This window comes from Streptomyces sp. NPDC031418 (genome assembly GCF_055581605.1).
The window spans coordinates 85,444-108,633 of sequence record NZ_JBVIJC010000018.1 but is presented as its reverse complement, the minus strand read 5'-3'; the positions used below and the strand labels follow the sequence as shown (position 1 = coordinate 108,633).

The window sequence follows — 23,190 nt, the reverse complement described above, 5'->3', positions numbered from 1 at the left end:
TCGGCCGACATGCGGGGTGACTCTCCGTTCACCCTCGCACGCCCACGACCCACCCGCATCAGGGATCGCCCGGACATCACCCTGGCGGGTACGGCGCCCCACCCTGAGTCGGTACGACGCCACACCCTGAGTGAATACGGCCCCACACCCTCAATGCGTACGCACCACGAGGGCCGTCGCCACCGCCATGAGCCCTTCCTCCCGGCCGGGGAAGCCGAGCCCGTCCGTGGTCGCGCCGGAGACCGACACGGGCGCGCCGGCCGCCTCGGAGAGGATCTTCTGGGCCTCGTCCCGGCGCTTGCCGATCTTCGGGCGGGGGCCGATCACCTGGACGGCGACATTGCCGATGGTGAAGCCGGCCTCGCGGACGATCCGAGCGGCCTCGGTGAGGAGGGTGACGCCGGAGGCGCCGGACCACTCGGGGCGGCCGGTGCCGAAGTGCTGCCCGAGATCACCGAGGCCGGCGGCGGAGAAGAGGGCGTTGCAGGCGGCGTGCGCGACCACGTCGGCGTCGGAGTGGCCGGCCAGCCCGGTGCCCTCGCCCTCCCACTTCAGGCCCGCGCACCACAGCTCGCGGCCCTCCTCGAAGGCGTGGATGTCGGTGCCGATGCCGACCTGCGGGAGGGGGAAGGCCTGCGGCAGGGGGGATTCCTGCGGGCGGGGGGAAGTCTGCGGCACAAAGGAGGCCTGCTCAGAAGCCATCGTTGAGCCTCCTGCGGGCCAGGACCGCCTCGGCGAGGACCAGGTCGAGGGGGCGGGTGACCTTGAAGGCCTCCTCGTGGCCGGGGACGGCGACGACCGTCAGGCCCAGCTGCTCGACCATGCTCGCGTCGTCGGTGACGTTCTCGGTGACCGTCTCGTGGGCGCGGAGCAGGGTCGCGCGGTCGAAGCCCTGGGGCGTCTGGACCGCGCGCAGCCGGGCCCGCGCGGGGGTCGACAGGACGGGCTCGGGGTCGCCGGGCACGGCCGCGGGCTCGACCTCCTTCACCGTGTCGGCCAGCGGCAGCGCGGGGACCACCGCGGGGGCGCCGTCGCGTACCGCCTCGATGACCCCGTCGACGGTGTCGACGGGGACGAGCGGGCGGGCCGCGTCGTGCACGAGGACGATGCCGTACTCGGGGGGCAGGGCGTCGAGGCCCAGCCGGACCGACTCCTGGCGGGACTCGCCGCCGGGCACCACGAGAAAGTCCGTCCGCTCGGGCAGCGCATGCAGGTCGAGGAGCGACTTGACCTCGGCGGCGCCGTCCGGCGGGGCCACGACGATCACCAGGGAGACATGGCGGGAGGCGGCGAGCGCGCGCACCGCGTGGATGAGCATCGGCGTGCCGCCCAGCGCGCGGAGCGCCTTGGGGGCGCCCGGACCGAGGCGTACACCCCGGCCGGCGGCGGGAATCACGGCGGCGACGGGGGTCGGCGCGGGCGAGGGGCGCGATTCGTCAGACATCGGTTCCTGTCAGGTTTGTGTGCTCGACCTAGGTGGGTATGGCCTGAGGAGTGCCGGGCGCGACGCCTTGACCGGACCCTTTCCGTGACCCTGGTCGAGCCATCCGCCCGGGCCCGGCACCTCAAGTATCGGGGGCTCTCACAGGCGCGGGCTCACCGACTGGGGACACTGCGGGTATGAAGATGCCGCAGCGCCCGGCGACAGTTCAGTGTCATCGGGCACCGCGGCATTTCAGTGTGCTGGGCGTGCCGGAAGCGAGGGTTCGCTGCCGTCGCGCGTCAGGAGGCGAGCACCTCGTCGAGCAGGGCCTCGGCCTTGTCCTCGTTCGTGTTCTCCGCGAGCGCCAGCTCGCTCACCAGGATCTGGCGTGCCTTGGCGAGCATGCGCTTCTCACCGGCGGACAGTCCGCGCTCGCGCTCGCGACGCCACAGGTCGCGCACGACCTCGGCGACCTTGATGACATCGCCGGAGGCGAGCTTCTCCAGGTTTGCCTTGTAGCGACGGGACCAGTTCGTGGGCTCCTCCGCGTACGGCGCGCGCAGCACCTCGAAGACCCGGTCCAGCCCGTCCTGACCGACCACATCACGCACGCCGACGAACTCCGCATTGTCCGCTGGCACACGCACCGTGAGGTCACCCTGGGCGACCTTCAGCACCAAGTAGGTCTTGTCCACGCCTTTGATCTGGCGAGTTTCGATGGCCTCGATCAGCGCGGCCCCGTGATGGGGATAGACCACGGTGTCGCCAACCTTGAACGTCATGTGACAGGTACCCCTTCCGTGGCTATCCAGGGTAACACGGATACGGCGTCTTCTGAATGGCGTTTTCGCAGGTCAGGGCATATCTCGGGGCTTGACAACAGTAACCGGAACGTGCTGCGAGGGGCCTGCGGAAGCGGGTATTCGCAGGTCGGAGGGGCTCTTCGCGCGGGACGAAACGGGTACGTTACACACTCCGCGAGCCCGTTCCAAGTGGCGGAACATCCCGTTTTGTCCGGTTCCAAGCGTGCGAGTTCCGCTACTCCGTTCGGTGACCTCCGGCCGATGTGAGTCGATTCCAAAATTGATCAACGCGCCCCGGAAGGGGTCCCGGGGACGCATCGGGTGATCAATTTCGGGGAGGAGATCCGGGCCGACATCAGGCGGTCGCGCATTCCTTCACGGAACATTTGCGAGCGGTTATGTGAATGACGGACGAGCGCTCGGCAAAGTGACTGATGAGTCACTTGTGACGGGAGTGACTGCCGGGACTGAGGACGGGAGAACGGGAACGTCGTACCCCCAGCCGGAGGGAACCGCGGGCCAGGGGGAGGGTCGGGTGCGGACGCTCAGGAACGGCTCGGTAACCTAAGGCCGCTGACAGACACTTAGGGCGGCTTTATAAGGAAGGCCGCCCCTGCGTTCAAGGAGTTGCCGCCGCCGTGAGCAGCAGCCTTCGACGCGGCGCCCTCGCCGCCTCCGCCATCGCCTTCTCGATCGCCTCGCTCGCCGCCTGCGGCGCCGGAAACGACTCCCAGACGCTGGAGGTCAAGCCGAACAGCGCGGCGACCAGCGTCGGTGACATCAAGATCCAGAACGCCACCGTCATCACCCAGCCCGACCTGAAGTCGACCGGTCCGGCCGTGGTCTCCGCGACGCTGTTCAACACCGGCGCCAAGGACCAGACCCTCCAGTCGATCGCCATCCCGGGCAGCAACGAGACCGTCAAGCTGACCCCGGCCAAGGGCAAGGACCTGACCGTCCCGGCGCACGGCTCGCTGATCCTCGGCGGCCAGGGCAACGCCTCCGCGGAGATCCCGAACGGCCGCGCGTCCGTGACGGACGGCAACGCCCAGAAGGTCACCTTCACCTTCAGCACGACCGGTGCCGTGAGCCTGCGCGCCTATGTGGTGCCGGCCACCGAGTACTTCGACAAGTGGGGCCCGAGCCAGATCCCGTCCGCCTCGCCGACCGCCTCCGCGGCCCCGGGCTCCACCCCGTCGGGCAGCGGCAAGCCCGCCAAGAACGGCAAGAACGGCAAGGCCACCCCGTCGGCGGGCGCGAGCGCCTCCACGGGCACCGGCGCCGCGGCCACCCCGAGCGACTCCGCGTCCCAGTCGGCGGCCGGCCGGTAGGCAGCGGCAGGCGGTCGTACGTACGCACACACGCACAACGAGGAGGGCGGCATCCCCAGCCGGGGGTGCCGCCCTCCTCGTACGCCTACTGCTCTCTACTGCTCTTTACGGCTCGAACTTGTAGCCCAGGCCGCGGACCGTCACCAGGTACCTCGGCGCCCCCGGGTCCGGCTCGATCTTGGCGCGGAGGCGCTTGACGTGGACGTCGAGCGTCTTGGTGTCGCCCACGTAGTCGGCGCCCCACACCCGGTCGATGAGCTGCATCCGGGTCAGCACCCGGCCGGCGTTGCGCAGCAGCATCTCCAGCAGGTCGAACTCCTTCAGGGGGAGGTCGACCTTGGCGCCCGCCACCGTCACCACATGGCGGTCGACGTCCATCCGGACCGGGCCCGCCTCCAGCGCGGCCGGGGTGACCTCCTCCGGCTCGCCGCGGCGGCGCAGCACGGCACGGATACGGGCCACCAGCTCACGGGAGGAGAAGGGCTTGGTGACGTAGTCGTCGGCTCCTATCTCCAGGCCGACGACCTTGTCGATCTCGCTGTCCTTGGCCGTCACCATGATCACGGGGACGTTGGAGCGGCCGCGCAGCTGCCGGCACACCTCCGTGCCGGGCAGCCCCGGCAGCATCAGGTCGAGGAGGACGAGGTCGGCGCCGTTGCGCTCGAACTCGTCGAGTCCGTCGGGGCCGGTCGCGGCCACGGCGACCTCGAAGCCCTCCTTGCGCAGCATGTACGACAGGGCGTCGGAGAAGGACTCCTCGTCCTCGACGACGAGCACTCGGGTCACGGAAGGACCTCCGGGGCGGGAAGCGGTTCGTACGGGGATGGATCGGTGCCCGCCTCGTCATCGAGGTCGGGGTGCTGCTGGGCGCGGTCGCGGGCCGCGGCCGCCTCCGGCAGCCGAAGCGTGAAGGTGGAGCCCTGGCCCTCCGCGCTCCAGACCGTGACCTCCCCGCCGTGCGAGGCGACCACGTGCTTGACGATGGCGAGCCCCAGGCCGGTGCCGCCGGTGGCCCGGGAGCGGGCCGGGTCGACGCGGTAGAAGCGCTCGAAGATGCGCTCCTTGTCCTTGTCGGAGATGCCGATGCCCTGGTCGGTCACGGCGATCTCGATCAGGTCGCCGCCGGGCGCGGCCACCCTGCGGGCGGCGATGCCGACGCGGGTGCGGGCCGGGGAGTAGTTGACGGCGTTCTCGACCAGGTTGCCGAGGGCGGCGGCCAGCTGGCCGCGGTTGCCCCAGACGCGCAGGTCGGCCGTGCCGCCGGCGGCCATGGTGATCTGCTTGGCGCCCGCCTGGTGGCGGCAGCGGTCCATCGCCTCGGCGACCAGCTCGTCCACGCCGACGGGCTCGGCGTCCTCCAGCGGGTCGTCGTTCTGCACCCGGGAGAGGTCGATCAACTCCTGGACCAGGTTGGTCAGCCGGGTCGCCTCGATCTGCATCCGGCCCGCGAAGCGCTGTACGGCCTCGGGGTCGTCGGAGGCGTCCATCACGGCCTCGGAGAGCAGGGAGAGCGCGCCCACCGGGGTCTTCAGCTCATGGCTGACGTTGGCCACGAAGTCGCGGCGCACCGCCTCGATCCGGCGGGCCTCCGTCAGGTCCTCGACCAGCAGCAGGACCAGGCGGGAGCCGAGCGGGGCCACGCGCGCGGAGACCGCGAGGGCCTCGCCGCGCCCGGTGCCGCGCCGGGGCAGATCCAGTTCGACCTGGCGTATCTCGCCGTCTCTGCGGGTGTCGCGGGCCATCTGGAGCATCGGCTCCACCGAGAGCTTGCCGCCGCGGACCAGCCCGAGGGCGTAGGCGGCGGAGCTGGCCTTGACGACGGCGTCGGCCTCGTCGAGCACGACGGCGGAGGAGCGGAGCACGGACAGCACGGTGTCCACGCCGGGCGGGAGTACGGGGTCAGTGTGCAAGGAAGTCCTGGTCGGTCGCTTCTGGTCGCGTTCGCTCCAGCGGAACGCCAGCATGGCGATGACACCGGTCAGTACCCCGGCGATCGCTGCCGCTGCGGCGACCGCCGCGTTCACGTCCATGCCTCCAGGTTAGGCATGGCGTACGACATGACCACAGCCGTCGCAGTGCGACCTCGAACACTCGTCGCCCAGAGTTCACCTGGGGGCCGGTCCTGGTTCATTCGGGGTGGCGGAAACGGACGCGTACGGGGCAGAACGTGGGAGCGTTGGGAAAGGTGGGGACCGTCGGGGGTCACCCGGAACCCCTGAGCACACGTACGAGAGGGAAAGCCTGATGCGGGACGCGTACCACGAGGAACTGGACTCGATCGGCGACAGCCTGGTGGAGATGGCCCGGCTGGTCGGGTCGGCGATCGGGCGCGCCACGACCGCCATTCTCGACGCCGACCTGAAGCTGGCCGAGAGCGTGATCGAGGCGGACCAGAAGGTCGACGAGCTCCAGCACGAGCTGGAGGCCCGGGCGATAGCCCTGCTGGCGCGGCAGCAGCCCGTGGCGACGGACCTGCGGATCGTCGTCACCTCCCTGCGCATGTCGGCCGACCTGGAGCGGGCCGGCGACCTCGCCCAGCACGTGGCGAAGCTGGCCCGGCTGCGCTTCCCGCAGCGCACCATCCCGCACGACCTGCACGCCACCATCCTGGAGATGGGCCAGCTCGCGCAGCGCCTGATGGCGAAGGCGGCCGAGGTGATCGTCACGAAGGACGTCGACCTCGCGCTCCAGCTGGAGCAGGACGACGACGAGATGGACCTGCTGCACCGCACCCTCTTCCAGCACCTGATCGACGAGCGCTGGAAGCACGGCATCGAGACGGCCGTCGACGTCACGCTGCTCGGCCGCTACTACGAGCGGTACGCCGACCACGCCGTGGCCGTCGCCAAGCGCGTCGTCTACCTGGTCACCGGTGAGCACGCGGACGAGCTCCAGCAGGACACCATCCAGCCGGTGGCGGGCCCCGAGGGGGCGTGAGCCCGGGCCGGGTGCGGTCCGGCGGGGTGCGGTCCGGCCGGTGCCGGTCTGGTGGGATGCGGCTCGGTGGAGTGCGGTCCGGCCGGTGCCGGTCTGGTGGGATGCGGCTCGGTGGAGTGCGGTCCGGCCGGGTGCGGTCCGGCGGCGGGCGGGGGCGCGGGGGCGCGGGGGCGCCTCCGTGCGCCGTTGATGCGCCCGGCGGAACGGGCATGCAATGGGCGAGGGCATCCCTGCCCCAGCGTCTAGGAGGGACCCATGGCCGAATCCCCCAGCACCACGCCCGATCCCACGCAGGAGCGCGACACCGAGCAGCCCGCCGAGATCAGGAGCCTGCCGCTGTTCGGCGCGTGCGGCTGCGGCTCCGGATGCGGCTGCGGGTGCCAGTCGGGCAGCCCCTGCCAGTGCGGCTGAGCACGGTCGACTGGGGCCGGTGTGGATCGGGCGTGAACTCGATTCACACCGGCCTTCTCTGGTGTCAGGGGCCCTGTGGGTGTCCGTGCGATCCGGCGCGCCGGTGCAGATCCGCCAGCGCCTCCTGGACCGTGGTCTCCCGGTACCAGTCCAGCCACGCCCCGGCCTCCCGGGCGACGGTGTCCAGCGCGCCGAGTTCCGCCTCGGTGTAGATGTGCCCCGGCTGGTGGTGATGGGTGGAGAAGGCGCCCTGCGGCCGGCCGGCGGGGCCCGGAATGGGCGTGCACTGGAGCGAGCGGCTGTGCGCGGCGAGCATGACGGCGCGGCTGGGCTCGTCGTAGACCGGCGCGGTGGCGACGTCCTCGATGACGACCCGTTGCCTCTTGCGCGCGGCCTGGCCGCAGGCCGTACCGGTGTCGTCGATCACCGCGAAGAAGCGCACGAAGTCGGCGGGGAAACCGCAGTGGGACTCCAGCCGCAGGGTGTTGTCACCGGCGTCGATGAGCTGGACGTTCGCCATGTCGGTGTGGGCGATGGCGCAGGCGGCGTCCCGCAGCGCGGCGAGAAAGCGGGAAAGCGGAGGCACGGACTCGGGCGTGGGCGCATGCGCCGGTGCCGGTGCCGACCGGCTGGGCGTGAGGAAGCCGACCGCGGGTGGGTCGCTCCGCCGGCCGTCGGGGAACCACGGCTCGCCGGGGCGCGGCGGCGGTGCGTGTACGAGGGCCACCGCCAGCCCCGCCGGTGCGAGCCCGTGCGCCCGGCCGACCGCGTGCAGCAGCGCGTCCGCCGCCTGCGCGTCCGGCAGGCCGTACCGCTCCATGAGCAGCCCCTGCGCTCGGGCGACGAGGGCCCGGGCGGCCAGGGTGTGCCGCAGCTCCAGGGCGCGCGGCCGCAGCTGCGGACCGAGCGCCACCGGCCCCGCGGCGGCGGCCGCCCCGATGACCGCGCCGAGGGCGTCCGGGACGGTCGGGTACAGCTCGGGCCCGGCGGCATCGAGCGGCCGGGTCCGGTCGAGTACGGCCGTGACGCCGGCGGTGCAGCCGGCCAGGAACAGCCGCCGGCCGGGCGGGGCGGCGAAGCGGTGCAGCAGGGCGGCGCCCGCCGGGGACAGCCGGCGCAGGCCGCTCAGATCCAGGACCAGCTGGGTGGGGCCGGTGGCGGAGAGTGCCGCGTCCAGTTCGGCACCGGCGTCGTCGTCGCCGCACAGGGCGAGCACGGTCAGCCGTCCCGTCGGCAGGCCCGGAAGGGCCAGATCCACCAGGGTCCGGCAGGTGAAGTACGGCATGGCGGGCCCCCTGCCTGTGAGTCCCGGGCATCATCGGGTCCCCGGGGCGGCCCACTCGTCAGCGTAGCCGCGGGACGTTCACCAGGAAGTGGGCCGTCAGGCCCCTGCCCCGGCCAGCAGGTCCCTCGGGCTCAGTGTGCGGTCGACCAGGGTGCGGGCGATGTCCACCACGCGCCGGTGGTGGCGGTCGGCGTAGGTGGTCAGGGCGGTTCGGGCGGCGGGCAGGGTGAGGTCGCCGGCCGCGGCGAGCATGCCGGTGGCCACGTCGACGGCCGCCTTGGCGGCGAGGGCCGCCTGCACCCGGGTGGCGACGTCGGTGGCGCGCAGCGGTCGGGGGGTCCAGTTGACCAGGCCACGGACGTCACGTCGGCGAGTGCCTGGCCCAGCTCCAGGTCCAGCGGGGGCAGGCCGCCGGGCGTGCGGAGCAGGAGGTTCACCGCGCCGATGGGCTGACCGTGGACGCGCAGCGGCAGGGCGTGCAGGGAGCGGTAGCCCTGGCGCAGGGCGAACGGGGCGACCTGGGGCCACCGGTCACGGCTGTCCGCCAGCGCCGGGGCGTCGATGCGCCGGCCCTCGTGGAAGCAGTCCAGGCAGGGGCCCTCGTCGGCCTGGAGCTGGAAGAGCTCCAGGAGGGCGGCCTCCTCCTCGGTGACGGCCAGCGGGCGCAGGCCGCCCCGGGCGGAGAGCACCATCATGCCGGCGGCGTCGGCACCGGTCAGCTCGATGCAGTGCCGTGCCAGCCGTTCGCCCAGCACGACCGGGTCGACGTCGTCGGCCAGGAAGTCGGCCAGCCCGACGAGTGCTTCGGCGAGCTGCTGTTCACGGATCATCACCGTGCACCGTCCCTTCCCTCGTCACCGCGGTCGTCGTCGGGGCCCTGCGGGCCGTCGTCCGGATCCCGCACCCCGCCCACGGCGGATCCTCCACCGCTCCCCTGCGCACCCGTGTCCGCGCCCCCGCCCTCGCCGCCCGGGCCCAGCGGCTCCGGTTGGAAGCGGAGTCTGCGGGCGAGGACGTCCCGGGCCACCTGGCTGACCGTGCGGCTCTCGGCGTACGCATGGGCCCGCAGCAGGTCCAGCGCCTGCTCGGGGTCCACGTCGAGCTGCACCATCACCATCCCGACCGCCTGGTAGACCTCGGTGTGGTCGGCCTCGGAGGCGGCCACCCAGGTGGCCACACCGTCGTCCGTCGCCTCCGCCGCGAGATCGGGGGTGGCGGTCTGGAGGCCCATCAGCGCGTAGGTGACCGCGTCCCGCACCCACGCCGCGATCCGCAGGTCCGACTCGCCCAGGCCGCCCACCCGGTGGCTGTACAGGTCGAGGGTGCCGATGGCCGCGCCGCTGACACCGAGCGGCAGGGAGAACACGGCGCGTACGCCGAGGCCCACGGCCTCCTGCGCGAAGATCGGCCAGCGGCCGGCGTCGGGGCCGTCGGTGAGGTCGGCGGCGAGGACCGGGGCACCCTGGTCGAGCGCGCTCTGGCAGGGGCCGTCGCCGATGGTGTACTGAAGCTCGGCCAGCCGCGCGGCGGTCCCGTCGCTGGCGCACCAGGTGAGTCGTACGCCCTTGCCGCCCGAGATCGACACGGAGGCGCCGGTGACGGGCAGCAGCCGTACGCATGCCGAGCACAGCGCGCCCGGGACCTGCTCCGGACCCACGGCTCCGCGGGCCGCGGCGGCCAGCGTCTCGGTGACCCGCAGCCGCGCCCGGGCGTCGGACGGCCCAGCGCCTCCGGCCTGCGACTCGGGCTCCTCCGGCGGCATGGTCAACACCCCCGTCGTGACGCGCTCTCAGCAGACATGATCCATCAGTATCGGCCCCGGGGACGGGATTCCGGGCCGCTGGCCTGCCGGGCAACCGACGGGTTCCCCGGCCACACAGAACGGGTTCCCTGGCTGCGCCGATCGGCACACCGGGGCTCCCTTCACCTTTCAACCGATCACGGGGTGGCGGTCCGGGTGTCGCGGCTGGTCCCGAGTTGCTCACACAGTCCAGGACTGACCGGGGCCGTCCAACCAGGCCCGCTGCCCCTCGGCCGTGATCGCGAGCCCGAACCGCTCCACTGCGGGTCGCCCTCGCTCCACCCACCACGCATACGCCGCCTCCACCTCGTCCCAGAGGCGGCGGGGACCGTACTGCCAGACGATGTACCGGTCGGTGCCGCGAACGCCGTCCCAGTCGACGGCGGCCCAGGAAGTGGCATCCGTGGTCGCCAGCCACAGGCGAACCGCGACGCCCGGCACCTCCGGCCGCTCGTGCCAGGCATGCCATACGTCCGGCAGCCGCAGACCGACGGCGAACTGCGCTGCGGTGTCCTGCCCCGCGACGAGCGACGGGTCCAGTCCCGACCTCGACTCGACCGGCTGGTGTTCGTCCCGCACCACGTCGCGGTAGATCCGCAGGTCCGTGCGCTGTCCGCGCATCAGCATGAAAGCGGAGTGTGGTGCGAAGCGGCCAGAGGCGCTCCCATCGCCGCCCACGTGCAGGCGCAGCAGCCCGTAGCAGAGCCACGGCGTTTCCCACGGGGTGAGGACGAGCCCGCCGGGCCGGGTCTGCTCCACCCATGCGTAGGGCAGTCGGCGCACGGAGCACGTGGCGATGACCCTGTCGTACGGTGCCGACGGCAGGAAGCCGCCCGCGCCGTCCGCGGCTGCCACCTCCGGCTGGAGACCGAGGGCCCTCAGCGCACGTGCCGCAGCCACGGTCAGCGTCGGGTCCACATCCACGGTCGTCACGTTCTCCTCCCCGGCCAGGGCAGCGAGGAGACCGGCGTTCCAGCCCGTACCGGTGCCGATCTCCAAGACCCTGTGCGTGGGATGCAGATCGAGCATCCGCAGCATGCGAAACACGATCGACGGGGCCGACGCGGACGATGACGGCCACACCTCCCCGCCTTCGGGGACCCGGCCGTCGTTGACCTGGGTGACGACCGGAGCGTCGGCGTAGGCGGCCGCCAGCCAGCGCGTGGGATCCAGCGCACGGTCACAGGGCCTCCACTCGCCTTCGCCGTCCAGCCACACCAAGCCGGGCAGAAACGTGTGTCGCGGGGCGCGCCAAAAGGCTGCCTCCAGCTCGGCGCCAAGGGGGCCGAGTCCTTCCGAAACGGCGAGGAGCAGGCCACGGGCAGCGGCCTGCTCCTCGGTGCTCATGGCGCACATGCCGAAGGTCAGCCCTTCTTGTGCTTCGGGTCGGGCTTCGGCTGGCTGGTGTCCGAGGACGGCTTCGACGTCCCCGGGTCCTTGCCGCCGGCGTGCTTGCCGTCGCCGCCAGATCCGCCCTTGCCGGTTCCCCATCCCATTGCGGTCCTCCTTGTCGTCATGTCCAGTTGGTGGTGCGGAAGTTCTCAGATCGCGTCTTGCTGCTGATCAGGTACGGCTGAGAGTCCGGTCCGCCGGCCGTGGACCGGACGGCTTCGGAGGTTCCGGCGGCGGCGGTTGAGGCTGTTTTCCCATGAGGTGGGGTCCCTTCCTTCGGTCGTACCCGGCCGGGACGCGGTGGTGTGAACGAGCAGCGTCCCGGCCGGGCGCTTGAAGACGCCGGATCGGTGATGACCCGGCCCAGCCACGGTGGAAGTTGTGGGGGGTACGCGGTCGTCGCGGTCGTCGCCTACAGCCCTCGCGCGGCCAGCAGGCGGCGAAGCCCTTCGAGCTGGCGCCTCAGCAGGGACGGACGTCGTACGGCACGGCTCAGGGGACCGTGGCCATCTGTCACATAGACGGCCCGGGTGATGCCCGCGCGGTCGACGGCAACGGAGCCGGACGCGGACCTCCGAAGCAGGGCAGCACGCAGCGACATACGGATCTCCGGGGGTAGACGGGGACATGGCGGCCCCGAGGCCTGCAGGGGGGAGCAGGGCAGGGCTGCCGCGGTCAGCAGTGCAGGTCTCGACCGGAATCGCCCGGTGATCCGCCAGCCCGAGGTGCTGTGTCCAACACGCTAGGAGCACAGCCGAGTTGGGCTCCAGACGATTGCACGGACTTCTACGTCTTCACCCCAGAGCGCCAACGGCGTCTTTGATCAGTTGACGGGCTTTCGCGCCATGCACAGCGATGCCGCCCAGTTCGGTGAATGCACGCCCGTACATGGCGATCTCGCTGGGCTGCGTGATGGTCAGGTAGCCGGAGACCAGTTCAACGCTGACCTGCGCCATGTCGTAGATCCAGAATCCTTCGACCGGCCACGCCTTCTCCCGTACCGGCTGCATGGGGACGATGCCGATGCTGATGTTGGGGCGACGGTCGGTGGTCAGCAGATGTTCGAGCTGTTCGCGCATGACATCCGGTCCTCCGAGACCGTTGCGCAGCACACTCTCCTCGATCAGGAAGGCGAACCGGTGGTTCCCTTCGACGAGGACGTGCTGACGAGCCATGCGCTCGTCCACGGCCGAGTCCACGTCGTCCACCAGGCCACGGCGGTCGCGGATGGCCGACAGGATCGCGGTGGTGTAGGCGCGGGTCTGGAGCAGGCCGGGAAGCAGCCAGGAGGAGTAGACGCGGAACCGCTGCGTCCGCTCGTAGATTGGCCGGACGGCTTCCTGGGCGGCGCGCAGCCCGGTGCGCTCCATGCGACGCCACTCCGTGTACATGGAGTCGGCAGCGCGGGATTTCGCGATCAGGTCGTCGGCTTGCTCATCGGCTCCGCATGCCCGGCACCATGCCCGGATGTCTCCGTCCGCCGGCGCCGTGGTGGCGTTGATGATGCGGCTGGTCTTGGACGGGTGCCAGCCACAGAGGGCGGCCAGCTCCCGTCCTTGGAGTCCAGCGTCCAGCATCAGCTCCCGGAGTCGCTCGGCCACGGCCTTGCGGGCCGCTTGCGCACTGGAGGACGGGGAGCTGGGCATACGGGTGGTGTCCGGTCGGTCAGATGACGTACTGCTCGTGCGGGACGGCACGCTCCCACACCGACTCGAAGGCAGTCGAGCACAGCTTGGCCACGGCCGGCTCAGTGACCGTCTCCATGCCTGGTTCTGCCCATTGGCCGTCACCGGTGAAGTGGTTGAAGACAACCGTCGTTCCGTCGAACAGCCAGAAATCGACGCCTGGTAGTGCGAGGTCCGTGGTCCGGCGCCGGGGAAGCCACCGGACTTGTTCACCGGCCGCGATGTTGTGCGGGCCGGTGAGGGAGTGCTCCCACCTGATGTAGTCGCTGACAGGCTCGGACACGATGCGAGCGCGGCGAACGACCACGCCTCGGCCGGTCACCTGTCGCATCAGGTCGGACCACGAGCGGTACTCCTCGGCCGGGTCGAACGGATGTCCCTGCTTCCAGGCGACGAACACCGGGTCGTCGGTCATGTAACTGTCGCGCATCTCCAAGTGGACCGCGGAGTGCTGGGCAGTGGCGAACCCCTGGCGCACTGCTGACGTCACTGCTTTGCCTCCGAGCGCGGAATGAACTGGAGCATGTTGGCGGGAAGCCGGATCACGGTCTCGTGCTCCGGGACGTCGGTGGTGTGACCGGGGACGGACCCGACCTCCTGAGCCTGCTTGACGGTGGCGGCGTCGGCCTTCCAGGACTGGATGATCAGGTCGCCCGTCTCCTCCTCGACCCAGATGGTCGGTGACCCGTCGTTGGGGGTGTTGGGATAGATCCCCAGGAACCGTAGCGTCATGGTGCCCTCCCGAACCAAGCCGGTTGCGTCCACTTGCACGCCAACCGAATCGCAGGCCCGATGCGGCGTCAAGGGCGCTTGGAGGCGGGGACCTCTCGCGGACCACGTCATTGCGCCCGCCCCGGCGGCAGGACAGGGACGGGCGCAGATGGCGACCCTGTTACACGAAGCGGTCGAACTCCCCCGCCTTGGCGCCTTCCAGGAATGCCGCGAGCTTCGCTCGGCTGGTCCTGATGATCAAGCCAGGCTCGTCACTCTCTCGTACCAGGATCATGTCGCCTTGCTCCGCGACCTCCAGGCAGTTGCCCTCTGAATCGGTCGAGAAGGAGGATTTTTGCCACTGGATCTCCACGGTTCCCCGCCTTCACACTTGTCGTGCTATGTCATAGATGAAGTCGCGTGACCTGACCGGGTCGAGCGACCTCTCCTCGGTTCGGTCCAGAACAGCCCGGTAGTTGGCAAGGCGCGTCTCCGCGTCAAGGAACGCAGGACCGTGCGGGGTGTCCGTCTGGACGGTGTCGAGCTGCGGAACCGGACCGTAGACGTAGAGCGTCGAACTTCCGGCGTTCGGAAAACCGCCTATGGCGAAGGGGACCACGCGCACGGTGACGTTGTCCCGGTCGGATTCCTTGAGGAGGTGGTCGAGCTGGGCACGGGCGACTTTGCGACCCCCGAACTGCATGCGGAGGGCGGCCTCGTGGATCAGGAACGTGCATCGCGGCGGATGCGGACGGTCGAGCACGTCACGGCGCCGCAGCCGATGTGAGAGACGGCGGCGCAGGACCACGTCGCTCAGGGGCGGCACCGCCTCGGCGAACACGGCCCGCGCGTAGTCCTCCGCTTGGAGCAGCCCCGGCATATGCATGATCTGCACGGCTCTCAGCGCAATGGCGTGGTGCTCCAGCTCGGCCAAGTCGAGTGCACCGGCGGAGAGTTCACCGCGGTAGTCCTCCCACCAGCCCTTGTTCCGCTCCTCGGCGATGGCTGCCAGCGCTTCGACGTAGGCGGCGTCGGAACAGCCGTAATGAGTGGTCCAGGTACGAACGCGTTCGCCGCTCACACCGAACCGCCCGGACTCGACGTTGCTGATGCTGGTCCGGTCGGTGCCCAACTGGACTGCTGCATCAGCCAGCGTGAGACCCGCATGCTCCCGGATCTTCCGCAGTTCGGCACCCAATCGGCGCTGCCGTGCGGTCGGCGCCTTCCTCGGTGGCATCGACTCCCCTCCTGTCGCGTCTCAGTCTGACCCCCATCCGAGGATGGATCCACCTCGACCGCACTCCACCCAACTGTTTAGCCGTTTCCGTACAACATGTTAGACGCATCCGGTACCTTCGTTAGCAACATCGCGTAGCACGCCAGTAAATCCGCAGCGCAGCCGTCTGCACGCCCGTACGCGGGCGCCTCCGGAGGACGGACGGGCCACGGTGGCGCGTTGCGCGAAGAGCGACCGCACTGTGTTGGGAGACGACGGCATGTCGCACGCTTCCGCCTTACCACCCCCCGTACCGCTCTTCGGTCCTCGCGCGGAGAGCTACAGACTCAGCACCCCCCACACCCTGCGGGCGCCGAAGATTGCGCGCGACTTCTTCGCGACGCTGGTCGGCTCGCAGCACCCCGGGCTTCTCGCGCCGGGAACCCTCTGCATCTCCGAGGTGGTCACGAACGCCGTCCGGCACACCCGGTCACCGCGGATCGCCATCGAGATCTCGATGAGCAGTGATCACGTGGTCGTCCACGTGCACGACAACGAACCGTGCGCCCTGCCCGCATCCAAGCCCTGGCACCCGGAGTTCGAACACGGGCGTGGCCTCGCCCTCGTCGAGGCGCATGCACATGGCTGGGGAATCACGCTCTTCGGCGGCCGACACCCGCGGTCGAAAGCCGTGTGGTTCGAACTCCATGAGCGAGCGGAGACGGCCCGGTGACCGGCCTGGGCGTCGACCGCATGACCATCGTCCTGACCGTCCTGGCCATTGCACTCGCCCTGCTCTCACTGCTGGCGATCTACTGGAGCATGCCCGGTTTCCGTAGCGCCGTAGCCCCGCCCCCGACCGATCGACCGGGGTACTCGTACGTCTGCTACTGCCACCGCCACCCGATCCGGGTGAAGATCCTCGCGCCGCCCCTCGGCGGACGCCACGCCCGGACCGGGCCGAGATCCGACCGCGGCGGCACCCACCGTGCAGCACGCCGTCAAGGAGGCGCGGCCGACGGGAGAGAAGGGCCCCTTCCGATACTCGTGGCCGCTTAGGGCGCACTGAGCACAAGGGCGCCCGCTGTCAGCGAGGGGTGAGGAGGCAGAACTCGTTGCCTTCCGGGTCGGCCAGGACCGTCCAGTGGATCGCGGACCGGTCGATGTCGGGGTAGGTGGCGCCCAGGGCGCACAAGCGGGCCGCCTCCTCGGTCATCTCGTCACCGGGGTAGGGGGCGATGTCGAGATGGACGCGGTTCCACCCGCTCTTGGTGTCGGGGGTGCGGAGGAACTCCAGGTAGGGGCCGACGCACTTGGCGGAGCGCAGGGTCGCGTGGTCGTCGGTGACCTCGTGCAGCGTCCAGTCCATCGCCTCGCCCCAGAACCGGGCCATCCGCCGCGGGTCGGCGCAGTCGACCACCACGGCGGCGATCGGACCGGTGTCCCGGTAGACCGGACGGGGCTCCAGCACGCAGAACTCGTTGCCTTCCGGGTCGGCCAGGACCGTCCAGGGGACGTCTCCCTGGCCCACGTCGGCGGGCGTCGCGCCGAGATCCTTCAGGCGCTCTACCAACTCCGCCTGATGGGCGGCCGAGGTGGTGGCCAGATCGAGGTGCACGCGGTTCTTGCCCGTCTTGGGTTCCGGGCGGGCGATGAGGTCGATGCAGACGGCCGCGGGGTCGGGGTAGGCGAAGCCCACGGGTTCGAGGTTGGTCACGCCGGGCCCCTCGCTGTCGACACCCCACCCGAGTGCCTCCGCCCAGAACAGGCCGAGCGCGGAGTCGTCCCGGGCCTTCATGTTGATCTGCACGAGTCGCGTTGCCATGCCGAAGATCCTAGAAGTCGGCGGGGCGTACGGCCCGGCCGATTTTCCGGGCTCGCCCCGTCCGCTCCCTCACGCCGTACGGGCCTCGGTCTGCACGTCCGCCGCTGCCGCGCTCGGCGCCGGCGTCTCGCTCGGCAGCCGGCGCATCAGCAGGCCGTACCCCGCTCCCGCGACCGTGCCCACCACCGCACACATTCCCCACAGCCACTCGGCGCCCAGCCGGTCGATCACCGCGCCGGACATCAGCGGTGCGACCAGGGAGGCCACGGACCAGGACAGGGTGTACATGCCCTGGTAGCGGCCGCGGCCGTGCACCGGCGAGAGCCGGACCACGAGGCCGGTCTGGGTCGGGGCGTTGACGATCTCGGCGAGGGTCCACACGCAGACGGTGAGCATGAAGACGCCGACGGACCCGGCGAAGGCGGTGAGGCCGAAGCCGTAGCCGGCGAGGACGGAGGAGAGGACGAGCAGGGTGCGCGGGTCGCGGTGTTCGATGAACCGGGTGACGGGGATCTGGAGGGCGACGATCAGGATGCCGTTGACGGCGATGGCGAGGCCGTAGTCGGCGGGCGAGAACCCCGCCCGGCCCATGGCCACCGGCAGGCCGACGGAACCCTGCTGGAAGATCAGCGCGACCAGGAAGGACAGCCCGACGACGGCCATGTAGCGCCCGTCGCGCAGCACGGTGCCGAGGCTGACGCCGTCGCCGCCCGTGTCCTTCGCCTGGGCGGTGGGCCGCGACTCGGGGACCTTGAGGAAGACGACGAGCGCGCACAGGGCCGTCATCCCGGCCTCGATCAGGAACCCGGCGAGATAGCTGTACTCGGCGATGAAGCCGGCGGCCGCGGAGGAGACGGCGAAGCCGAGGTTGATGGCCCAGTAGTTCAGGGAGAAGGCGCGGACGCGGTCCTCGGGGCGCACGATGTCGGCCATCATCGCCTGCACGGCCGGCCGGGAGGCGTTGGAGGCCATGCCGACGAGGAAGGCGACGCCGGCGATGGCGACGGGGTCGGTCATGAAGCCGAGCAGCGCGACGGAGGCGGCCGTCGCCGACTGGGCGATGAGCAGGGTGGGCCGCCGGCCGAGCCGGTCGGCCATCACGCCGCCGCCGAGGGCGGAGACGACGCCGCCCAGCCCGTGCAGCGAGGCGACGAGACCGGCGTACGACGCCGAGTAGCCCCGGTCGATGGTGAGGTACAGGGCCATGAAGGTGGCCACGAACGCGCCGAGCCGGTTGACGAGGGTGCTGGTCCACAGCCACCAGAACTCACGGGGGAGGCCGGCGACGGACTCCCTGGCGGCACGTCTGAGACGGGCGGCGGACATCAACGGGACCCCCAGTGTGTGCAACGCCCCGGTATGGGCGTTGTAAGCGGCTCAAGCAGCGAGCACAACTTACCGAGGCGGGAGCCGGGGCGACCACTGGATTAACAGACCCCGTCAACTGTCCGGCCGGCTGTCCACCCCTCGGCCGGGCCGGGCGGGGTCCCGAACGCGTGGATTAGGCTCTTTCCCATGGCCGACGCACCGTACAAGCTGATCCTCCTCCGCCACGGCGAGAGCGAGTGGAACGCGAAGAACCTGTTCACCGGCTGGGTGGACGTCAACCTGAACGAGAAGGGCGAGAAGGAGGCAGTCCGCGGTGGCGAGCTCCTGAAGGCCGCCGACCTGCTGCCCGACGTGGTCCACACGTCCCTCCAGAAGCGCGCGATCCGCACCGCCCAGCTCGCGCTGGAGGCCGCCGACCGCCACTGGATCCCGGTCCACCGCAGCTGGCGCCTGAACGAGCGCCACTACGGCGCCCTCCAGGGCAAGGACAAGGCGGCGACGCTGGCCGAGTTCGGCGAGGAGCAGTTCATGCTCTGGCGCCGCTCCTACGACACCCCGCCCCCGCCGCTGTCGGACGACTCCGAGTTCTCCCAGGCGCACGACGCCCGCTACGCCACGATCCCGCCGGAGCTGCGCCCCCGCACGGAGTGCCTGAAGGACGTCGTCGTCCGCATGCTCCCGTACTGGTACGACGCGATCGTCCCGGACCTCCTGACCGGCCGCACGGTCCTGATCGCCGCCCACGGCAACAGCCTGCGCGCGCTGGTCAAGCACCTGGACGGCATCTCCGACGCCGACATCGCGGGCCTGAACATCCCGACGGGCATCCCGCTCTCCTACGAGCTGGACGCCGACTTCAAGCCGGTCACCCCGGGCGGCACCTACCTCGACCCCGAGGCGGCCGCGGCGGCGATCGAAGCGGTCAAGAACCAGGGCAAGAAGAAGTAAGCCGAACGATCAAGCCCCCTGCCTGCGGACTCTCCGCGGGCAGGGGGCTTGTCGCTGCCCTGGGGCCGGCTGCGGGCCGTCAGGTGCTTGGTCGGGCGACCCCGCTCAGGGTGTGTTCTCCAGCATGTACGTGTTCTGAAGTTCGTCCTGGGTGATGGTTGCCTTTCCGTTCACGGGGACAACGGACATGTTGTCGGTCAGGAAGCGGGTCTGGAATTTCCATCCCTGCGGCAGATGCAGGCGGTAGGCGAGGTCCGGGAGGTCGTCGATCGTCAAGGACGGATCAACGATCCGGGAGTAGGCCTGCATGGCGAAACGCTGTCCGTTGGGGGCGACGAGTTCGTAGACGAGCTGGTCGGCTTCGTAGAACCACTGCGTGGCCCGGTTCACCGTGTTTCGTTGATAGGGCGCGGGGTGGGCGCTGCCCTGTCCCGACTGATCTGCCGTGGCGACATTCCGAGAGAGGATTCCCCCGAAGTTCTGCACGTCCTTCGCGTCAGCGACGACGATCTTGTCCAGGACCCAGAACCGCTGGCCGTTCTTGTACATGCTGTTGACGCCGAACTGCTGAGCGACGGTTTGCGGGTTCAACGCGTTCCACTGGGCCGTCGGGCAGGTGTCCAGGCCGACGGTGTTGTAGATGGTGGTTCGGGTACCGCCCGGGACGTTCTTGATGAGGAACATCTCGCAGTAGCGGGTGTCCCTCAGGTCGGAGAAGGTGAGGGTTGACGGGGTAGACGCGCTGCTGCTGGGTTCCGCAGACGTGGGCGCGGTGCTGGTGCCGGCACCTCCGGACGGGGCACCGCCCTCCGGAACTCCGAAGGATGCACCGGCGGAGTCGAGGCTGAAGCCGGCAACCGTGGTGATGGCAGCCGCCAGGACTGACGCTACGGCCATGCGCTTGGGTATTCGCACGGATTCTCCTTACAACGCAGCGGGTTCATTGGTCACGGTTGGTCTTTTGCCGATCGCGCCCCTCACGCCCCTCCGTAGCGAAAGTAAGCACATGTCCGTGCCCCTGCCCTCCGACGGGTGACGACGTTCGGCCACAGGAGTGTGATCAGTCCCTGTCCGGCTCTGTCGACGGGTGGTTTTTCGATCGTCCACACGGCACACGTGGTATGTCGTCGACGGAACGGCCCGCTGTAATCCCTTCGGCCCAATCAGCCGGCTTCACCAACCCCCCGTGTGCTTACGCTTTCTGCCGACCGCCACCATCGCACCTGGCCGAGAGAAACCGGCAAGACACCCGGTATTTCTCGGCACGGTGCCTGCCCACTCGGGGACCAGATGCTCCCTCCGGGCCGAGCAGGTCTGCACGGCCTGGGCCGTGGACCGCTGCGAGCCGGGGAGATGGAGGAAAGAGTGAAGGTAGGTATACGTCGCACGCGCGTCGTCGGGGCTCTGGCCGCCCTCACGGTGGCCGCTGCCGGCTGCTCCTTCGCGGCAACCACCATGTCCGGTACGCCGGGCGGCCCCCCTGATCCTTCGGCGGCCGCCTCGGCTTCGGCTGAAGCCCGGGATCTGATGATGGGCAATCCGCCCATCGGTGAGGCGGCCATCGCCCGGCAGGAAGCCGCGTGCGCGGCCAAGCAGCCCAACAGCCCCTGGTACCGGACACTCGTGCCGTTCGAGCACTACGACGCCGGCCGCACCAGTCTTCACCCCTGCGCGCAGTTCCCCGGGTCGATCACGGGACCGAATGTGGTGGAGGCCCACCCCACCACGGACAACGTCTACTACTCGCAGTTCGACATCGCCACACGCGGCCTGAAGGACATGTACGTCTACTACGGCGGCAACGGCGACCTGAACCCGCCCGCGTTGCGGACCTTCGTCGCCAAGGTCCAGCCCGGCACGATGAAACAGATCTGGCGCACCCCGCTGTCGGACGCCCGGAAGAACAACGAGCTGCACGTGTCCGGCGCGGTGGACGTGCTGGCGGACGGCAACATCGTCGCCATCTCCGACCACACCCTGTACAAGCTCGACGGCACCTCGGGGAAAGTCCTCCTGAAGCAGGACATGCCCACGGGGGAGAGCCCGGCCGACGACAGCGCGTTCAACGGCATCGACGCCTTCCCCGACGGCACCCTCGTCGTCCGGTCACTGAACCGGCCGGCCAACTGCACGCTCAACGGCTACAGCGCCGCCGCGTACAAGTGTCCCGGAGCCCCCAACTCGGCCAAGCCCTCCATCATCGGCACGGTCGACCCCAAGACGTTCAAGGTGCTCAGCTGGACCCAGCTGAAGGGCAACGTCCTCGGCCGGGTCACCACCAGCCGTTACCAGGGCCACGACTACGCCTACACCACCACACCCACTCAGATCTTCCGCTACGTGTGGGACGGGCACACCATCAAGCAGGACACCACCTGGGGGCCGGTCACCTATGCCAAGCCCGGCCAGACCCAGGCAGGTGCGCCGGTGATCATGGGTGACTGGGTGGTCTTCTCCACCAACGGCAGCGCCTCCAAGGTGCCGCTCAGCGTGGTCGCCATCCACCAGGGCGACTCCAAGCGGGCCACCCGCATGGACCCGACCCCGACACTCAAGCCCGGCCAGTACAGCTACTACTACGCCAAGGTCTCCGCCGACCCGGAGAACCACCGCATCTACGTGATGGACTTCGGCCTCGGCACCGCCTCGGCCGTCGACTTCCGAGACGGCCGCATGTCACTGGCCTGGAAGGTCAAACAGCGCAGCAACAGCTACATCACGCTGATCGGTCCGGCCGGCAGACGAGTGTTCGTCAACGCCAACGCCCACTCGAAGGAGACCGACCCCACCAAGTACAACCCCGGTCCCCTCGGCGCCAACTACATGGACCAGATCCAGTGGCGCGATGCCCGCACCGGAAAACTGCTCGCCGCATCCGACTTCTACCCACCGTCCAACAACGCCGGCACCGTGCCCCCCGGCTACGGCGGCCTGATCTACGACATCCTCGGCGACGGCCGAGCCGTCGTCATGGCCGTTCGCCCAGCCGGCCCGGACGGGACGTGAGTCCTCTCGCACATGCGCCAACCTCCAGCGTTCACTCCGGGCCCGCGGTGTCACATTCCCCGCGGCCCGGGCGTCGTAGAGGTGTAGGCGGCGGTGGACGTCGCATCACGACACCGGAGGAGACACCAGTGGACGCTCGTATCGATCTCTTCGCCAGCCCCGTCCTCGGGACGTTCCTCAAGCACCTCAACTCCGCCGGGAAGGCGCTCGCGGAGGCCAGGGTGCCGGAGGCGACGCAGGAGTTGGTGAAGCTTCGGGCCAGTCAGATCAACGGGTGCGGGTACTGCACCGACATGCACACCAAGGACGCCCTGGCCGCCGGGGAGGATCCGACCCGGTTGTTCCTGGTCGCCGCCTGGCGGGAGGCCACCGTGTTCACGGACGCGGAGCGGGCCGCGCTGGAGCTGGCCGAGGAGGGCACCCGGATCGCCGACGCGGCCGGCGGGGTCAGCGACGAGGTGTGGGACAACGCCGCCAAGCACTACGACGGGGAGCAGCTCGCCGCGCTGGTCGGGCTGATCGCGCTGATCAACACCTACAACCGCGTCAATGTGCTGGTCCGGCTGCCCGCCGGGGGCTACCGGCCGGGGATGCACGGCTGACCCAGGCCCCTCCCCGCGGGGCTCAGGGGTGCAGATGTGCGCCCTTGAGGATCTTGTCGACGCCGTTCCTGGGGCCGTACACCGCGAGCCCGACCAGGTCCAGGTCGGCCGTCGGGACCGCGCGGACGGCCGCCCGGTTGTCGTCGTCGTTGCCCGTCGTGAAGAGGTCCGCGGTGAAGACGGCGCGGGGCAGCGCACGGCTCAGCGCCCTGCCGTGCGCCGCCGTCAGCACCTCCTTGGTGCCCTCCAGGACCAGCACGGGCTGCCGGAACATCGGCAGGTACCCCACGCCGTCCGCGTCCTGGTACGGCTCCCCGATCACCTCGGGGACCTGGCTGCCGAGGCCGCTCACCAGGAACGCGGTGACGTTCAGCCGCTGCCAGGGCTCCAGGTCCTCGCGCAGCAGTACGGCGATCTTCGTGTCGAAACGAACGGGTTGCGTGGTCATGGAGTGAGACTGCCGGGCGGCTCGCCGCGTCGTCTTG

The 23,190-nt window shown here is 70.2% G+C and carries 27 protein-coding genes; 7 read left to right on the top strand and 20 right to left on the bottom strand.

Going from position 1 to position 23,190, the window contains the following annotated elements:
• Positions 1-150 precede the first annotated feature (150 nt).
• From ispF to ACZ5CZ_RS26155, 3 genes are all read right to left on the bottom strand, one after another.
• Positions 151-702 (bottom strand): 2-C-methyl-D-erythritol 2,4-cyclodiphosphate synthase, encoded by a 552-nt coding sequence (ispF, locus tag ACZ5CZ_RS26165; RefSeq protein WP_385845591.1) that lies wholly within the window; start codon positions 700-702, stop codon positions 151-153.
• Positions 692-1,444, bottom strand: a complete 753-nt coding sequence (ispD, locus tag ACZ5CZ_RS26160; protein WP_385845590.1) for a 2-C-methyl-D-erythritol 4-phosphate cytidylyltransferase — start codon at positions 1,442-1,444, stop codon at positions 692-694. Before ispD ends, ispF begins: the two co-directional genes overlap by 11 nt.
• Before the next feature lie 278 nt (positions 1,445-1,722).
• The gene (locus ACZ5CZ_RS26155; protein WP_003953493.1) at positions 1,723-2,205 is read right to left on the bottom strand and encodes a CarD family transcriptional regulator; all 483 of its coding nucleotides are present in this window, start codon (positions 2,203-2,205) and stop codon (positions 1,723-1,725) included.
• A 659-nt stretch (positions 2,206-2,864) separates the two neighbouring features.
• Here ACZ5CZ_RS26155 and ACZ5CZ_RS26150 point away from each other — a divergent pair.
• The gene (locus ACZ5CZ_RS26150) at positions 2,865-3,557 is read left to right on the top strand and encodes a copper chaperone PCu(A)C domain-containing protein (RefSeq protein ID WP_385845588.1); all 693 of its coding nucleotides are present in this window, start codon (positions 2,865-2,867) and stop codon (positions 3,555-3,557) included.
• A 105-nt stretch (positions 3,558-3,662) separates the two neighbouring features.
• On the opposite strand, the gene phoP is transcribed toward ACZ5CZ_RS26150, so the two are convergent.
• On the bottom strand, positions 3,663-4,334 hold the full coding sequence (gene phoP, locus ACZ5CZ_RS26145; RefSeq protein ID WP_467267396.1) for a two-component system response regulator PhoP: 672 nt from the start codon (positions 4,332-4,334) through the stop codon (positions 3,663-3,665).
• Between the two features lie 5 nt (positions 4,335-4,339).
• Entirely contained in the window at positions 4,340-5,587 is a 1,248-nt protein-coding gene (gene phoR / locus ACZ5CZ_RS26140; RefSeq protein ID WP_385845586.1) for a two-component system sensor histidine kinase PhoR, read from the bottom strand.
• Positions 5,588-5,801: 214 nt separating this feature from the next.
• Here phoR and phoU point away from each other — a divergent pair, with 214 nt between their 5' ends.
• Together phoU and ACZ5CZ_RS26130 are read left to right on the top strand one after the other, a co-directional pair.
• Positions 5,802-6,494: a phosphate signaling complex protein PhoU gene (phoU, locus tag ACZ5CZ_RS26135; protein WP_385845585.1), complete on the top strand. Its 693-nt coding sequence runs from the start codon at positions 5,802-5,804 to the stop codon at positions 6,492-6,494.
• 255 nt (positions 6,495-6,749) lie between these two features.
• On the top strand, positions 6,750-6,905 hold the full coding sequence (locus ACZ5CZ_RS26130; RefSeq protein ID WP_385845583.1) for a hypothetical protein: 156 nt from the start codon (positions 6,750-6,752) through the stop codon (positions 6,903-6,905).
• 64 nt (positions 6,906-6,969) lie between these two features.
• On the opposite strand, the gene ACZ5CZ_RS26125 is transcribed toward ACZ5CZ_RS26130, so the two are convergent.
• The 11 genes from ACZ5CZ_RS26125 to ACZ5CZ_RS26075 all read right to left on the bottom strand — a co-directional run bounded on the left by ACZ5CZ_RS26125 (position 6,970) and on the right by ACZ5CZ_RS26075 (position 15,016).
• Positions 6,970-8,190: a GAF domain-containing protein gene (locus ACZ5CZ_RS26125; RefSeq protein WP_468946467.1), complete on the bottom strand. Its 1,221-nt coding sequence runs from the start codon at positions 8,188-8,190 to the stop codon at positions 6,970-6,972.
• Between the two features lie 96 nt (positions 8,191-8,286).
• The gene (locus ACZ5CZ_RS26120) at positions 8,287-8,454 is read right to left on the bottom strand and encodes a hypothetical protein (protein ID WP_468946464.1); all 168 of its coding nucleotides are present in this window, start codon (positions 8,452-8,454) and stop codon (positions 8,287-8,289) included.
• On the bottom strand, positions 8,391-9,020 hold the full coding sequence (locus tag ACZ5CZ_RS26115) for a GAF domain-containing protein (protein ID WP_468946461.1): 630 nt from the start codon (positions 9,018-9,020) through the stop codon (positions 8,391-8,393). The genes ACZ5CZ_RS26120 and ACZ5CZ_RS26115 overlap by 64 nt, the downstream gene beginning before the upstream one ends.
• The gene (locus tag ACZ5CZ_RS26110; RefSeq protein ID WP_468946459.1) at positions 9,020-9,952 is read right to left on the bottom strand and encodes a GAF and ANTAR domain-containing protein; all 933 of its coding nucleotides are present in this window, start codon (positions 9,950-9,952) and stop codon (positions 9,020-9,022) included. Before ACZ5CZ_RS26110 ends, ACZ5CZ_RS26115 begins: the two co-directional genes overlap by 1 nt.
• A 219-nt stretch (positions 9,953-10,171) precedes the next feature.
• The gene (locus tag ACZ5CZ_RS26105) at positions 10,172-11,338 is read right to left on the bottom strand and encodes a methyltransferase domain-containing protein (RefSeq protein ID WP_468946456.1); all 1,167 of its coding nucleotides are present in this window, start codon (positions 11,336-11,338) and stop codon (positions 10,172-10,174) included.
• A gap of 17 nt (positions 11,339-11,355) precedes the next feature.
• A complete protein-coding gene (locus ACZ5CZ_RS26100; RefSeq protein ID WP_279616581.1) occupies positions 11,356-11,487 on the bottom strand; it encodes a hypothetical protein in 132 nt (43 codons plus the stop codon).
• A 690-nt stretch (positions 11,488-12,177) separates the two neighbouring features.
• Positions 12,178-13,029 (bottom strand): helix-turn-helix domain-containing protein, encoded by an 852-nt coding sequence (locus ACZ5CZ_RS26095; RefSeq protein ID WP_468946453.1) that lies wholly within the window; start codon positions 13,027-13,029, stop codon positions 12,178-12,180.
• A gap of 19 nt (positions 13,030-13,048) precedes the next feature.
• Positions 13,049-13,558: a DUF6879 family protein gene (locus ACZ5CZ_RS26090; protein WP_385845575.1), complete on the bottom strand. Its 510-nt coding sequence runs from the start codon at positions 13,556-13,558 to the stop codon at positions 13,049-13,051.
• Positions 13,555-13,800 carry a hypothetical protein gene (locus tag ACZ5CZ_RS26085; protein ID WP_385845574.1) on the bottom strand — a complete coding sequence of 82 codons (246 nt, stop codon included), beginning with the start codon at positions 13,798-13,800 and terminating at the stop codon, positions 13,555-13,557. Before ACZ5CZ_RS26085 ends, ACZ5CZ_RS26090 begins: the two co-directional genes overlap by 4 nt.
• A gap of 160 nt (positions 13,801-13,960) precedes the next feature.
• Positions 13,961-14,152 carry a DUF397 domain-containing protein gene (locus ACZ5CZ_RS26080; protein ID WP_385845572.1) on the bottom strand — a complete coding sequence of 64 codons (192 nt, stop codon included), beginning with the start codon at positions 14,150-14,152 and terminating at the stop codon, positions 13,961-13,963.
• A gap of 12 nt (positions 14,153-14,164) precedes the next feature.
• Entirely contained in the window at positions 14,165-15,016 is an 852-nt protein-coding gene (locus ACZ5CZ_RS26075) for a Scr1 family TA system antitoxin-like transcriptional regulator (protein WP_385845571.1), read from the bottom strand.
• A gap of 259 nt (positions 15,017-15,275) precedes the next feature.
• Here ACZ5CZ_RS26075 and ACZ5CZ_RS26070 point away from each other — a divergent pair, with 259 nt between their 5' ends.
• A complete protein-coding gene (locus ACZ5CZ_RS26070) occupies positions 15,276-15,728 on the top strand; it encodes an ATP-binding protein (RefSeq protein WP_468946448.1) in 453 nt (150 codons plus the stop codon).
• Between the two features lie 354 nt (positions 15,729-16,082).
• Here the strand turns inward: ACZ5CZ_RS26070 and ACZ5CZ_RS26065 are convergent, their stop codons facing one another.
• Positions 16,083-16,820 (bottom strand): VOC family protein, encoded by a 738-nt coding sequence (locus tag ACZ5CZ_RS26065; protein ID WP_468946445.1) that lies wholly within the window; start codon positions 16,818-16,820, stop codon positions 16,083-16,085.
• Between the two features lie 69 nt (positions 16,821-16,889).
• Positions 16,890-18,146, bottom strand: coding sequence for an MDR family MFS transporter (locus tag ACZ5CZ_RS26060; protein WP_468946443.1), 1,257 nt, complete (start codon positions 18,144-18,146; stop codon positions 16,890-16,892).
• 189 nt (positions 18,147-18,335) lie between these two features.
• On the opposite strand from ACZ5CZ_RS26060, the gene ACZ5CZ_RS26055 reads away from it, so the two are divergent.
• Entirely contained in the window at positions 18,336-19,097 is a 762-nt protein-coding gene (locus ACZ5CZ_RS26055) for a phosphoglyceromutase (protein ID WP_385845565.1), read from the top strand.
• A 105-nt stretch (positions 19,098-19,202) separates the two neighbouring features.
• On the opposite strand, the gene ACZ5CZ_RS26050 is transcribed toward ACZ5CZ_RS26055, so the two are convergent.
• Positions 19,203-20,012, bottom strand: a complete 810-nt coding sequence (locus ACZ5CZ_RS26050; protein WP_468946440.1) for a hypothetical protein — start codon at positions 20,010-20,012, stop codon at positions 19,203-19,205.
• A gap of 612 nt (positions 20,013-20,624) precedes the next feature.
• Here ACZ5CZ_RS26050 and ACZ5CZ_RS26045 point away from each other — a divergent pair.
• Positions 20,625-22,103, top strand: a complete 1,479-nt coding sequence (locus ACZ5CZ_RS26045) for a hypothetical protein (protein ID WP_468946437.1) — start codon at positions 20,625-20,627, stop codon at positions 22,101-22,103.
• Between the two features lie 128 nt (positions 22,104-22,231).
• Entirely contained in the window at positions 22,232-22,705 is a 474-nt protein-coding gene (locus ACZ5CZ_RS26040; protein ID WP_468946434.1) for a carboxymuconolactone decarboxylase family protein, read from the top strand.
• Positions 22,706-22,727: 22 nt separating this feature from the next.
• Here the strand turns inward: ACZ5CZ_RS26040 and ACZ5CZ_RS26035 are convergent, their stop codons facing one another.
• Positions 22,728-23,153, bottom strand: a complete 426-nt coding sequence (locus tag ACZ5CZ_RS26035) for a DUF2000 family protein (RefSeq protein WP_385845563.1) — start codon at positions 23,151-23,153, stop codon at positions 22,728-22,730.
• Positions 23,154-23,190 lie beyond the last annotated feature (37 nt).

What these genes read in the sequence shown, in the direction of transcription:
- ACZ5CZ_RS26055 (WP_385845565.1), top strand. Translation starts at nt 18,336, where the DNA reads ATGGCCGACGCACCGTACAAGCTGATCCTCCTCCGCCACGGCGAGAGC.
- ACZ5CZ_RS26115 (WP_468946461.1), bottom strand. Translation starts at nt 9,020, where the DNA reads ATGATCCGTGAACAGCAGCTCGCCGAAGCACTCGTCGGGCTGGCCGAC.
- ACZ5CZ_RS26155 (WP_003953493.1), bottom strand. Translation starts at nt 2,205, where the DNA reads ATGACGTTCAAGGTTGGCGACACCGTGGTCTATCCCCATCACGGGGCC.
- ACZ5CZ_RS26065 (WP_468946445.1), bottom strand. Translation starts at nt 16,820, where the DNA reads ATGGCAACGCGACTCGTGCAGATCAACATGAAGGCCCGGGACGACTCC.
- ACZ5CZ_RS26095 (WP_468946453.1), bottom strand. Translation starts at nt 13,029, where the DNA reads ATGCCCAGCTCCCCGTCCTCCAGTGCGCAAGCGGCCCGCAAGGCCGTG.
- ispD (WP_385845590.1), bottom strand. Translation starts at nt 1,444, where the DNA reads ATGTCTGACGAATCGCGCCCCTCGCCCGCGCCGACCCCCGTCGCCGCC.
- ACZ5CZ_RS26100 (WP_279616581.1), bottom strand. Translation starts at nt 11,487, where the DNA reads ATGGGATGGGGAACCGGCAAGGGCGGATCTGGCGGCGACGGCAAGCAC.
- ACZ5CZ_RS26070 (WP_468946448.1), top strand. Translation starts at nt 15,276, where the DNA reads ATGTCGCACGCTTCCGCCTTACCACCCCCCGTACCGCTCTTCGGTCCT.
- ACZ5CZ_RS26035 (WP_385845563.1), bottom strand. Translation starts at nt 23,153, where the DNA reads ATGACCACGCAACCCGTTCGTTTCGACACGAAGATCGCCGTACTGCTG.
- ispF (WP_385845591.1), bottom strand. Translation starts at nt 702, where the DNA reads ATGGCTTCTGAGCAGGCCTCCTTTGTGCCGCAGACTTCCCCCCGCCCG.
- ACZ5CZ_RS26085 (WP_385845574.1), bottom strand. Translation starts at nt 13,800, where the DNA reads ATGACGCTACGGTTCCTGGGGATCTATCCCAACACCCCCAACGACGGG.
- ACZ5CZ_RS26060 (WP_468946443.1), bottom strand. Translation starts at nt 18,146, where the DNA reads ATGTCCGCCGCCCGTCTCAGACGTGCCGCCAGGGAGTCCGTCGCCGGC.
- phoU (WP_385845585.1), top strand. Translation starts at nt 5,802, where the DNA reads ATGCGGGACGCGTACCACGAGGAACTGGACTCGATCGGCGACAGCCTG.
- ACZ5CZ_RS26130 (WP_385845583.1), top strand. Translation starts at nt 6,750, where the DNA reads ATGGCCGAATCCCCCAGCACCACGCCCGATCCCACGCAGGAGCGCGAC.
- ACZ5CZ_RS26110 (WP_468946459.1), bottom strand. Translation starts at nt 9,952, where the DNA reads ATGCCGCCGGAGGAGCCCGAGTCGCAGGCCGGAGGCGCTGGGCCGTCC.
- ACZ5CZ_RS26125 (WP_468946467.1), bottom strand. Translation starts at nt 8,190, where the DNA reads ATGCCGTACTTCACCTGCCGGACCCTGGTGGATCTGGCCCTTCCGGGC.
- ACZ5CZ_RS26105 (WP_468946456.1), bottom strand. Translation starts at nt 11,338, where the DNA reads ATGAGCACCGAGGAGCAGGCCGCTGCCCGTGGCCTGCTCCTCGCCGTT.
- ACZ5CZ_RS26075 (WP_385845571.1), bottom strand. Translation starts at nt 15,016, where the DNA reads ATGCCACCGAGGAAGGCGCCGACCGCACGGCAGCGCCGATTGGGTGCC.
- phoR (WP_385845586.1), bottom strand. Translation starts at nt 5,587, where the DNA reads ATGGACGTGAACGCGGCGGTCGCCGCAGCGGCAGCGATCGCCGGGGTA.
- ACZ5CZ_RS26045 (WP_468946437.1), top strand. Translation starts at nt 20,625, where the DNA reads ATGATGGGCAATCCGCCCATCGGTGAGGCGGCCATCGCCCGGCAGGAA.